The 11,520-nt window shown below is 60.3% G+C and carries 10 protein-coding genes and 1 pseudogene; 1 reads left to right on the forward strand and 10 read right to left on the reverse strand.

All coding sequences use genetic code 11. The features are described from left to right. The first annotated feature begins 23 nt into the window (after positions 1–23). On the forward strand, positions 24–1,181 hold the full coding sequence (locus AB1576_09715; protein MEW6082032.1) for an aminotransferase class V-fold PLP-dependent enzyme: 1,158 nt from the start codon (positions 24–26) through the stop codon (positions 1,179–1,181). A gap of 11 nt (positions 1,182–1,192) precedes the next feature. Here the strand turns inward: AB1576_09715 and AB1576_09720 are convergent, their stop codons facing one another. The 10 genes and pseudogenes from AB1576_09720 to AB1576_09765 all read right to left on the reverse strand — a co-directional run bounded on the left by AB1576_09720 (position 1,193) and on the right by AB1576_09765 (position 11,520). Further along, complete coding sequence (locus AB1576_09720) at positions 1,193–1,771, reverse strand: glycerol-3-phosphate acyltransferase (GenBank protein ID MEW6082033.1); 579 nt, start codon at positions 1,769–1,771, stop codon at positions 1,193–1,195. Between the two features lie 39 nt (positions 1,772–1,810). Further along, complete coding sequence (dapB, locus tag AB1576_09725; GenBank protein MEW6082034.1) at positions 1,811–2,533, reverse strand: 4-hydroxy-tetrahydrodipicolinate reductase; 723 nt, start codon at positions 2,531–2,533, stop codon at positions 1,811–1,813. A gap of 206 nt (positions 2,534–2,739) precedes the next feature. Continuing rightward, positions 2,740–3,075 (reverse strand): annotated as a pseudogene (locus AB1576_09730) (solute carrier family 23 protein). 178 nt (positions 3,076–3,253) lie between these two features. Beyond that, complete coding sequence (locus AB1576_09735) at positions 3,254–4,234, reverse strand: RnfABCDGE type electron transport complex subunit D (GenBank protein MEW6082035.1); 981 nt, start codon at positions 4,232–4,234, stop codon at positions 3,254–3,256. 13 nt (positions 4,235–4,247) lie between these two features. Beyond that, positions 4,248–5,564, reverse strand: coding sequence for an electron transport complex subunit RsxC (gene rsxC / locus AB1576_09740; GenBank protein ID MEW6082036.1), 1,317 nt, complete (start codon positions 5,562–5,564; stop codon positions 4,248–4,250). Between the two features lie 69 nt (positions 5,565–5,633). Continuing rightward, positions 5,634–6,401 carry a 4Fe-4S dicluster domain-containing protein gene (locus tag AB1576_09745; protein ID MEW6082037.1) on the reverse strand — a complete coding sequence of 256 codons (768 nt, stop codon included), beginning with the start codon at positions 6,399–6,401 and terminating at the stop codon, positions 5,634–5,636. A 1-nt stretch (position 6,402) separates the two neighbouring features. After that, complete coding sequence (gene fdnG / locus AB1576_09750) at positions 6,403–9,429, reverse strand: formate dehydrogenase-N subunit alpha (GenBank protein MEW6082038.1); 3,027 nt, start codon at positions 9,427–9,429, stop codon at positions 6,403–6,405. After that, a complete protein-coding gene (locus AB1576_09755; GenBank protein ID MEW6082039.1) occupies positions 9,426–10,361 on the reverse strand; it encodes a formate dehydrogenase accessory protein FdhE in 936 nt (311 codons plus the stop codon). The genes fdnG and AB1576_09755 overlap by 4 nt, the downstream gene beginning before the upstream one ends. Positions 10,362–10,478: 117 nt before the next feature. Further along, positions 10,479–11,216, reverse strand: coding sequence for a twin-arginine translocase subunit TatC (tatC, locus tag AB1576_09760; protein ID MEW6082040.1), 738 nt, complete (start codon positions 11,214–11,216; stop codon positions 10,479–10,481). Further along, complete coding sequence (locus AB1576_09765; GenBank protein ID MEW6082041.1) at positions 11,191–11,520, reverse strand: twin-arginine translocase TatA/TatE family subunit; 330 nt, start codon at positions 11,518–11,520, stop codon at positions 11,191–11,193. Before AB1576_09765 ends, tatC begins: the two co-directional genes overlap by 26 nt.

Consider the following 11,520-nt stretch of genomic DNA (forward strand, 5'->3'; position numbering starts at 1 on the left):
TTCTCACTCCAGGAGGGTACTCGTTGACGATATACCTGGACAATGCTGCTACTTCCTGGCCAAAACCCGCGGCTGTCTACCGGGCGGTAGACTCGTGCCTCCGCCATGTGGGAGCCAATCCTGGGCGCTCCGGTCACACCATGTCTCTGGAGGCTGCCCGCACGGTGGAGAACACCCGTGGTCTCCTGGCGCGTCTCCTGGGGTCAGAGGACCCCGCGCGCCTCGCATTCACGCTAAACGCCACCGACGCCCTGAACATGGCCATCAAGGGGGTGACCAGGCTTGGTGACCATGTGGTTTTATCCCAGATGGATCACAACTCGGTCCTGAGACCCCTTTCGGCACTGGCCCAGAGGGGCATAGTGTCCCTGGACGTCGCCCACGCAACACCCGCCGGCCTGGTTACCGCCAGCAGCGTGCGGGCATGTCTCAGGCCCAGTACGCGCCTGGTCACCCTAACCCACGCCTCCAACGTGGCCGGTACCATCAACCCGGTGGAGGAAATCGGGGAGATGCTTCAGGATAAAGGCATCCTGTTCCTCCTGGATGCCGCGCAGACGGCTGGGGTCCTCCCCATTGACGTGTCCAGGATGCCTGTGGATCTGGTGGCATTCAGCGGCCACAAGGGGCTCCTGGGGCCACAGGGCACAGGCGCCCTGTACGCTAGACCTGGGCTCGACCTTGAGCCATGGCGGGAGGGAGGCACTGGAAGCCAGTCTGACCAGCCATTCCAGCCGTACGGGATGCCGGAGCGCCTGGAGGCCGGAACCCCCAATACTCCTGGACTTGCCGGCCTCGGCGCCGGGCTCGAGTACCTTTTGGAGGCAGGCGTAGCCCGGCTGAGGGAAGGGGAGATTGAACTCACGGGGCTCCTCGTGGAACACCTGAGAGGCATCCCCGGTCTCCGGGTCCTGGGGACGGGAAGGGCTCAGGATAGCGTCGGTGTGGTCTCGTTTGTTGTCGATGCGGTGGACCCGGCAGACCTCGGCTACATCCTTGACCAGCACTACTCCATCATGGCCAGGCCCGGGCTCCACTGTGCCCCCTGGGCCCACGAGGCCCTAGGCACATTCCCCCAAGGCGCCCTCAGGCTCAGTCTAGGCCCCTTCAATACGGCTGAAGAACTCAAGGCCACGCGGGATGCCATAGCCGAGGCAGTCAAGGATGCCAGGGGTTTTTGAAAACTGTACCCCTACAGGATCTGCCGCCGCCCCTCGGCGTAGGCCTTGACGTCAGGAAGGTGCTTCCAGAAGACCAGAACCCCTGCGGCCAGCCCTGATAGCAGTGCCAGGACATCCCTGCCCTGGGAGAGCCAGGCTATCACAGGCAGGCTGGCTGCGGTCAAAGCCGCGCCCATCCCCGCATCCTTGAGAGTCATTGTCCACACCGCCATGGCCACCAGGGCGGGCGGGAGAGCCCCGGGCATGAGGACGAGCATTGCCCCGGCCAGGGCGGCCAGGCCCTTGCCGCCTTTGAAGGCCAGCCAGGGTATCCAGTTGTGTCCGGCGATAACGAGGGGCATGCAGGCGAAGGGCACCCATGGCGCCCCTGCCAGCTGCCTTGCCAGGTACAGCGCCAAGGCTCCCTTGCCAGTGTCCACCAGGACTGTGAGGATGCCTGCAGCCAAACCCACGTTGCGCAGGACATTGGTTCCCCCCACATTCCCGGAGCCGACCCGGCGGACGTCCCTGCCCGCGGCCTTGGACAGAAAGTAGGCCGTGGGGATGGTCCCCAGGAGATATGCTAGTGCCAGTGACAGGACATCTCTCATGCTTTGCCTCCCTGCGGGAAATGGACACCGTGGCCGCCTTTACAAGAGTTCCTCCATGTCCCGCTTCACGCCAGTGACCTCCAGTATTCGCCTCACCGCCAGGAACAGCCCGGGCAGGAAGGCATCCCGGCTCATGGTGTCGTGCCTCAGGGAGAGGGTCTGTCCCAGGGCCCCGAACAACACCTCATGGTGGGCCACCAGCCCGGGCAGCCGCACACTGTGGATGGGCACCTCCTGGCCCGTACAGGTCGTAATATGCCTGGAGATGCTGATGGCCGTCCCCGAGGGAGCGTCCAGTTTCTGGTCATGATGCATCTCAATGACCTCTGCCCGGGGAAGCAAGGGAGCCACCTGTCTGGCGCACCGTTTCAATGCAAGGATTCCCAAGGAGAAGTTGGGTATGAAGGCCGCCGCCAGGTCGCGCCTCCCGCACTCCTCCTGCACTTGGGCTATTTCCTCCTCCGGTATCCCTGTGGTCCCCACCACCGGCCTCACCGAGAGCTTCACAGCCTCAAGGGCATTCTTGCCCCCCACGTCTGGGCGAGTGAAGTCGATGAGAACCTGAGCCTTGCTCTGGCCCAGGACCTCCGCGATGTTCCCGGCAACCTCCAGTGACACCCCCTTCATAACACTGCTGCCAGCGAAATCCGGGTCTATCGCGGCTACGAGAGTCAATCCCTTTTCGGCCAGAAGGCCTTTGATGATGGTTTGCCCCATCTTGCCCATGGCACCGCTCACCGCCACGCGAACCGGTTCATTCAAGAGTGACACCCCCCGTGAGACTGCCTAGAAGTATTCTATGCGCTAGGGCACCAAGACTATGGTAGTTACGTTCCACTCTGGTCCCCCCACTCCTGCCTGGAGGGGCCGGGATCCCGGCCCCCCTTCTCTTACTCCTGCCTTGGCCTGGTCATGGCTGGCACCGCCCTGTCACCTGAAGCAGGTGCCCGGCCGGCTAGAGCTGGCTGTCAACCCTTGGCGGCTAGTCCCCGCTCCTCATCGGTGCCAGGGATCAGGTTATCTAGCATAAGGCCGAGAATGGCTGCTATGGCCATCCCAGTAGAACCTATGGTGTTTACTATGTCCGCCACCCACTTGGGCTCGAAGCTTACAGGAGTAGCCTGGAAGTACGCTGGCACGCTTAGGCCCATGAACAGGCAGAAACCTATGATCATCAGGTTTCTCTGGGAGGTGAGGTCAACCTTGGCGGCATTGGACAGTCCCACTGAAGCGATGAGGCTGAATAGCGTGCAGTAGAGGCCTCCTACGATGGGACCGGGAATGGTGGCCACCACAGCCCCAAACTTGCATAAGGCCCCTTATGGCGCTAAACAGGGGGGTGAAGTTAGGTTAGATTTTTACGTGAGGCAACACGGAGGGCCGCATTCCTCCCAGGGTCAAAAACCCTAGGAGGAATGCGGCCGTATCCGTGAATTCCCTATTCGGAGGGGGGCCGGGTACCGACCCCCCTCAAAACTTCCCTTAGCCCCACATCACCCTGGCTCGTTCAGCCAAGTTCGCATTCTCCATGGTTTCTCCAAACCTCAGCCTGTGAGTGGCCTTGTCAATCATGGGCACGAAGAAGTTCATGATGAGGATGGAGAAGGCAACACCCTCAACGGGGCCCATGTAGAGGCGGAACACCGTGATGAGGATGCCTATGCAAACCCCGTAGATGAGCTTGCCCTTATGCGTGACAGGACTGGTGACCCAGTCAGTAGCCATGAAGATGGCGCCAAGAAGGAGACCTCCCGCCAGCACGTGGAGCAAGGGATTCCTTCCGAATATGGCGGTAAGGACGAACACCGTCCCCACCGTGGAAACGGGGATCCTCCAGCAGATGTGGCCCCTGTGGTAGAGGTACAGCCCGCCCAGGATCAGGGCCAGGGCGGATGTCTCCCCCAGGGAGCCGCCGGGATTGGCGAAGAACAGCGCGCCGTAGGGAATGGGCAGCCCTTGCTTGAGCAGCGCCATGGGTGTGGCGCCGCTGACGGCATCCACCATGGGGAGCCGCACCGCCCATCCCGCAAAGGGGTTGATGAGCACGAACACAGACCCCAGCACTATCACCGCCACCCTGCCGAAGAGTGCCGGGTTGAAGCGGTTCCACCCGAGGCCGCCCATGAGTTCCTTGGCAATCCCCACACCGATGAAGCTGGCCAGTATCGCCAGCCACCAGGAGGTTGTCGGTGAGAAGCACAGCGCCACGAACAAGCCGGTGAGCAGGGCGCTCCCGTCTCTAAGGCTATGTTTCTTGCCCAGGGCAGCCCTGACGATGACGTCACTCAGTGCCGCCGTGACCATGCACACCAGTATCAGAAGGAGCGCATTCAGCCTGTAGAAGTACAGGGAGGTGATCGTAACGAGACTCAGGGCGGTGAACACGTCCCACATGGCACGCTGCACGGTCCCCTTCGCCTTTATGTGTGGAGGGGGAGTTACGATGAACTTCTCCGGGATCATGAGCATCGCCTCCTTATTGCTTCCGCCGCCTGGCCAGGATATCGGCCTTGGCGAACCTGACGAATTGTATTAGGGGCCGTTTTGAAGGACAGACGTAAGCACACACTCCACACTCAAAGCAGTCCATGGCTCCCCAGTCTTCCGCCTGGGCGTACCTGCCCGCTTCAGCGAAGGTACCGATGAAGTTCGGGTATAGGAACATCGGGCAGTGATCAACGCACTTGCCGCACCTTACACAAGCCAGCCAGCCCTCAGGATCTACCATCTCCGGGGGAATGGCCAGGATCCCGCTGGTACCCTTCACCACCGGCACATCAAGGCTCGATTGAGCCCATCCGGTCATCGGGCCGCCCAGCACTACCTTGGCGGCACCCTTAATGCCACCGCACTGCTCAAGGACATGCCGGACAGGGGTTCCTATCTTCACCCTGACATTCTTCGGTTCGGCCACCGCAGGGCCACTCACCGTCAAGGCTCTCTCGATTAAGGGTTTGCCCTGTGTGACCGCCTGGAACACCGCTATGGTGGTGCCGACATTCTGCACAAGGGCCCCCACCTCCATGGGGAGTTTGCCGGGTGGCACCTCCCTGTCAAGAACAGCCTTGATCAGCTGCTTCTCAGCCCCCTGCGGGTACTTGCACTCCAGCGGGACAACCTCCATACCCTCCATGCCCGCAACCTTCTCACTGATGAGGGCGATGGCATCGGGTTTGTTGCCCTCTATCCCGAAGTAGCAGCGAGAGGCGCCCACCGCCTTCAGGAGCAGGCGGGCCCCTTGCACCATCTCCTCCGCCATCTCCAGCATGTTCCTGTGGTCACACGTAAGGAATGGCTCGCACTCGCCACCATTGATGATGACGGACTCAATGGGCTTGTCCGCGGGCGGGCTCAGCTTGACCGCTGTCGGGAAGGCCGCGCCCCCCATGCCCACGATGCCAGCCTCCCTGACTGCCTTCTTGATGTCGTCGGGAGTGGCTTCCTCAACGCTCTTGCCCGGCGGCAGGTCCGCTGTGTTCTGTTCCTCGGCCACAGCGATGACCACGCTGTTCACCTGGGTCCCTGTGAAGTAGGGCCGCGGTTCCACGGCCTTTACCGTGCCAGCGACACTGGCGTGAACAGGGGCGCTCACGAAGGCCCCGGTATCACCGACCTTCTGGCCGGCCAGGACAGTGTCACCCACCTTGACCAAGGGGTCACAGGGCGCGCCGGTATGTTGATGAAGGGGGATCACTACCTCCTCCGGCAAGGCAATCTCCTGGATTTCCTTGCCGCCGCTAGCTTCCTTGCACGTAGGAGGGTGGATCCCTGCCTGGAAGGTCTTTGCGCTCACCTAGATCCCTCCAACTCCTTTATGGTTTCTCGGCTGTGTCATTGGCCCTCTGGGGGATCCCCCACGGGGCTACTCCTTGGAGAAGTCCTTCACCTTGATCCTGTTGGCCAGGAGTCCCAGGGCCAAGCCAGCTACAGCCAGGGCTCTTAACGGGCCAAACAGAACGTTCCAGACCCGGGAGAAAACTGGGATCTCCGGTTCATCCGGCAAACCGTACTTCGACGGCAGGTCTGTGAGGACATACACCGTCCCGGTGCCACCCACGATATCGGGTCCGTATACCCGGGCGCCGCTGATGCCCTTGGCCTTCAGACCATCTACGATAGCGTAGGCCTTGGCCACCATTTCCACCCTGTCCCCATACCATATGGCCCCAGTGGGGCATGTCTTGACACACATTGGTGTCAGGCCGTTTGTTATCCGGTCGTAACAGAAGGTGCACTTGCGCATGACACCCTTTATGGTGTCCAGCTGCGCCACCCCAAAGGGGCACGCTCCCACACAGTAGTTGCACCCAATGCACTTCTTCGGATCCACCAGGACTGTGCCCTCAGGCGTGTGATGCAGGGCCCCAGTGGGGCACACCATCACGCAGGAGGCATTGGCGCAGTGAAGGCACTGCAGTTTTCCGAAGAGCCACTGTATAGACCCGTCTTCCCTCTCGTACTCCCTCATGGTGACCCGGGTCCACGTGGTGGGCGTGTACCTTGGAGGGTTCTCGTAGTACCCGGTGAACTTGGTATTCTCAGCTGGGAGCCCGTTCCAGTTCTTGCAGGCCGCCTGGCAGCCACGGCAGGCTATGCACCGGGTGGTGTCCACCAGCATTGTAGCCCTCATGCTAACTCACCCTCCTTACGTTGCACAAGAACGCCTTGTACTCGGGGATGGTAGTATTGGCGTCTCCCACGTACGGTGTGAGGTCATTGGCTATGGCTCCGTTGGACATGCCGGCGTAACCCCAATGCCAGGGCAGTCCTACGATCTCAACTTCCCTGCCTGCCACCATCAAGGGCTTCATGCGAGGCGTGACGCAGGCCACGGCCTTTATCTCCCCGCGCTTGGTGGAGATGATAACCTCGTCTCCGTTGCCGGCGCCCACCTGGGCCGCTAAACCAAGGCTTATCTCCACGAACATGTTAGGCATCATTTCGTTAAGCCACGGGCAGTTCCGGGTCATGATGCCAGACTGCCAGTGCTCCGTGACCCTGTAGGTTGTGCCGACGTGCGGGTACTCGGCACTGCCTACCTCAGCCATCTCCTCTGGTCTCCAGATGACTATGGCCGGGTTGATCTGGGTCTTGGAAAGCGCGTTCCTATAGGGGCTTTCCACCGGCTCGTAGTGCTCGGGGAAGGGACCCTCAGCCAGCCGGTTCGAGAACAGGAGCCCCTGGAGCTCAGGCAGCATGATGAAGGGCCGCTGCGCCGATTCCTCTGGGGTCACGTGGGTGCCATCCGCGGTCCTCCAAGCGAAGTCGGGCACGTCCGGGGTAACCCACTTTTCCCCGTTCCACCAAATGACGGGCGCCCTGGGATCCCACGGCTTCCCGCTGGCATCCGACGAACACCTGTTGTAGAGGATCCTGCGGTTAAGAGGCCAGGCGAAGGACCATCCCGGGTGGAGCCCTATGCCTTCCTTCTCCCGCACCCTTGATTTGCACGCAGGTTTCTCTGTGTTGTTGTAGTAGCCCGAGTATATCCAGCAGCCACAGGCTGTGGACCCGTCGGCAGCCAGCTGTGTGAAATTGAGCAGCGGTTGCTTGGTCGCCCAGTTCATACCGTTGATTTCCAGGGCTACCTTCTGGATGTCAGGCTCCTCCCAGTCTCCCCCGCCGTAGTCCCAGTTCATCTTGAGGATGGGGTCAGGGAACGCGCCGTTCTCTGCCTGGTAGAGATTGCGTATCGTCTTGAAGATCTTGTCCGCGATCCACAGATCGGACCTGGCCTCCCCTGGCGGTTCCAGTGCCTTGTAGCGCCACTGTATCCAGCGGCCGCTGTTGGAGATGCTCCCTTCCTTCTCGTAGGAGATGGCAGCGGGGAGTAAGAACACCTCGGTATCTATTGTCGACGAGTCCACGTCCGGGTCCTTGTACCAGAAGGACGCGCTCTCCGTCTCCACGATGTCTATGGCCACCATCCAGTCCAGCTTCGCCAGGGCCTTGCGCTCCGCCACGGCATTGGGCCCTCCCACAGCCGGGTTCTGGCCCCACATGAAGAAGCCCTTGATCTCGCCATCCTCCATCTGCTCGAAGATAGCTATGTGGGAGTGATTCCGGTCATCCAGCTTCGGGAGGTAGTCATAGCAAAAATCATTGGCTGCCGTGGCAGCGTCACCCCAGAAAGCCTTGAGCTGGCTGGTGAGGAACTTGGGCTTGTTGGACCAGTAGCCAGTCTTCGGCGTCTCCTTCTCGTTATAGTCCTTGAGAGCCGGGTGCGCCGAGGCCTTGGGCATCCCGAGGTAACCTGGGAGAAGGTGGAACAGCATGGCCATGTCCGTTGAGCCCTGCACGTTGGATTCACCGCGCTGCGCGTTTACGCCGCCTCCGGCCAACCCGATGTTACCCAGGATCATCTGGAGTATGGCGATGGCCCGGACGTTCTGGGACCCATGGGTATGCTGGGTGATCCCCATCGCGTAGAGGATGGTTCCAACCTTGCCCCTGCGCCCGGTGCCACAGTAGGTCTGAGCTACCTTGAGGTAGGCATCCTCAGGGCAACCCGTTATCGAGCACACGGTCTTTACATCATAGCGGGAAAAGTGCTTCTTCATGAGCTGCCACGCGCAGTTCGGGTCCTGCATCGTGGGATCCTTGAGCACGTTGCCCTCTTCATCCTTCTGGTAGGACCAGGTGGACTTGTCGTACTTGACCTTGTCAGGCCCGGGTCCCACTGCTCCGGAGAACATGCCGTCCTGGAATGAGAAGTCCGGGTTGATAAGATACGTAGCGTTGGTGAAGTTCGAGACATATTCCTCGTCATAGAGGCCGTTTTCCAGGGCGTAGAATATAAGGCCCCCCAGGAATGCGATGTCCGTGCCAGGCCTCAGTGGGGCGTAGATATCGGCCACCGCCGAAGTCCTGGTGAACCTGGGGTCAATGTTTATAAACTTGCCGCCCTTGTCACGGCTGGCGCTCACCCAGTGCATGGAGATGGGGTGGTTCTCCGCGGTGTTGGCCCCGATGGCCATTATGACATCGGCGTTGCGGTAGTCCACCCAGTGGTTTGTCATGGCTCCTCTACCGAATGTCGCGGCCAGACCGGCCACGGTGGAGGAGTGTCACAGGCGGGCGTGGTGATCCAAGTTCACCACGCCGAGGGCTCTCATTATCTTGTGCATGAGGTAGTTCTCTTCGTTGTCGATGGCAGCGCTTCCCAGGTGCCCAATGCCGAAGGTCCTGTTGACGGTCACGCCGTTGGAATCCTTGGTCTCGAAGGTGGCATCACGGGTTGCCTTTACCCTCTTGGCGACCTCCTCCAAGGCCCACTCCCAGCTCTTCTCCTCCCACCTGTCACTCTTGGGCGCCCGGTAAAGGACATGGGTCGCCCTCTCCGGGTTAAGAACCCTGTTTCCATGGCGGTCATACACGTTCCTCAGGTTCACCATGGAGTTGGCCTTCGAACAAAGGCCCCCCTCGTTAACCGGGTGGTCAGGATAGCCCTCCAAGCCCACAAGCTCCCCGTCCTTGACATGGACGATGATGCCACAGCCGCCTGAACAGAACGCGCAGTTGGTCAGGTACTCCCTGGCATAGTGGATCTTCATGGGCTGAGCAGCGTGAGCCCGAGTGCTGAAGCCAACGTTCGCCAGGCTGGCAGCAGCCACTGTGGCGCCCGAGAGCTTCAGGAAATCTCGGCGGGACAGTTTCATCCATTCTCACCTCTCTCGGTTGTTTCCTCTGCTTCCTCCATCTCCCCTATTTCAGGCACCAGCACAAGGCTGGAACCCGGTAGGTAACCCTCTTCCCTTGCCACCGCATCGTGCCCGAGGGTGGCTAGGTGCTGGACCGATAAGACCACCTCCCTGTCAAGTACGCGAGCGTCGAAGACCTTAAGATACCTCTTGCACGAGTCACAAACCTGTACCCTGCAACCCTCATCCCCCTCAAGGTGGAAGAAACCCAGCGTCTCCTGGTCCTCGTTCCCGCAGAACGGGCAGCGGATCCTTGGGTACTCCCACTGAGCTGCGCACAGCCAGCACTCCATAACCCTGAGCCCGTCGCTCTCCCGGAGCTGGGCCATGTGGGGCTTGGCGGCACACACGGGACATGTGCTCCCGGACCACAGGTGAGTGTCCCGGTCCCCTATCATGGACCGGGCGGCCCCACGGAAGAAAGGATGCATGACAGCCCAGAGCAAAAACTGGGCGACATCCGGGGATAGGCCCGTCGACTCGCGGAGGCGTTTTGCCCAAACCCGAGGAGCCCCAGCAAGACCATCCACGAGCTGGTCAACGTGGGCCTGGAAGAACTCCAAAACAAGTTCCGGGGCAGGCACGACCTGGGCTCCGGTGGAATCTAACAGATTCACTAAGGCCTCGACATGCCTGGCAAAGACCTCTAAGTCAGGACAAAGATCCCCGAGCAGGGCTGTCCCCTGCCTCAGAGACTGCTTCAGGTCTTCGTCTTCGGGACGGAGGCTCCCCTTCATCCTCACCTCTTCCTGCAAGGTGAAGATCCTGAGTACCAGATCCTCAACCTTCTTGAACTCCGGTCTTTCCTTGGCACACTGCCGGACCTCAGCTGTGATCTCATCCAGCGAGGCCCAACTTGGTATTGGACGCTTCATCTTCACGAAACCCACATATCCCCTTCCCTGGCTGGAGGTAAGCAGGCGGCCTCAAACCTCAGGCGAAGACCGCTTAACACACCCACACCCTGTACACCTGTTCTACCCCCAGCCCATGTTTCCTTCAAGTTGTCATGAGCTTTTTTCAACTTCCATTTCTGCCTTGCTGCTCCGTCTCCTAACCATCATGGAAGCCAGGACAATGCTGATCTCGTACAGTCCTAGCATGGGCAAAGCCATGAGCACCTGGGAGACTACATCCGGGGGAGTGAGCACCGCCGCCACGATGAATATCACCAGGATGGCAAGTCTCCTCTGCCTCCTCAGCCCCGCTGGTGTCACAATGCCTACCTGCGCCAGGAAGAGCACAACCAGGGGCAGCTGGAACACTAGGCCAAATAGGATGGTCAAGGTACCGATGAATGAGACATACTTGTCATAGGAGAACATCGCGGTCAATCCAGGCCCGGCAAAGCTCTGGAAGAACGCTATGGTGAAAGGAAGCACCACTAGGTAGGCAAAGGCAGCGCCCAGCAGGAAGAGAGTCAGGGACATGAGAACGACTAGGGCAAGGTACCTCCTCTCGTGCCTGTACAAGGCAGGCGAGACAAAGCCCCACACCTGGTAGAGAATGAAAGGCAGAGCCACGAAGAGACCAGCTATCAAAGAGATCTTCATGTTTGTGACCAGGGCCTCCGCCGGGTTTATGTAGACCAGTTCAAGGTCGCCGCCCAGCGCCCTAAGAAATGCGCTTATCCAGCCGGCGAAGCTAAAGCACGCCGTCACCGCGACGAAGTAGACGCCGCCTGCCCAGAGGAGTCTCTTCCTTAGCTCCTTGAGGTGTTCAAGCACTGAAGTCTTCTCGTTCATCCTGACCCTCTCCCGCACTGACGTAGGCTTCCCCGCCAGCAGGCTGTGCCCCTGCCCCATTACGGCCTATCTCTTTCTCGGGTTCATCCAGGAGCTGGTCCAGGCGGGGAACATTTACCTGGGCTGCCCGGGTGACCTCCTTCATACCCTCGTTCATCTCCCGCTGGATATCCTCGAAGGTCTTGTTAAACCGGGCCAGGGCCCTGCCAGCCGACCTGGCAAGGTCCGGAAGCCTCTCCGGGCCAAAAACCAGGAGGGCTACCAGAAGCACTATGAAGAGTTCTCCCATTCCTATACCCAGCAT

Source organism: Bacillota bacterium, assembly GCA_040754315.1.
GTDB lineage: Bacteria > Bacillota > Sulfobacillia > DUSP01 > JBFMCS01 > JBFMCS01.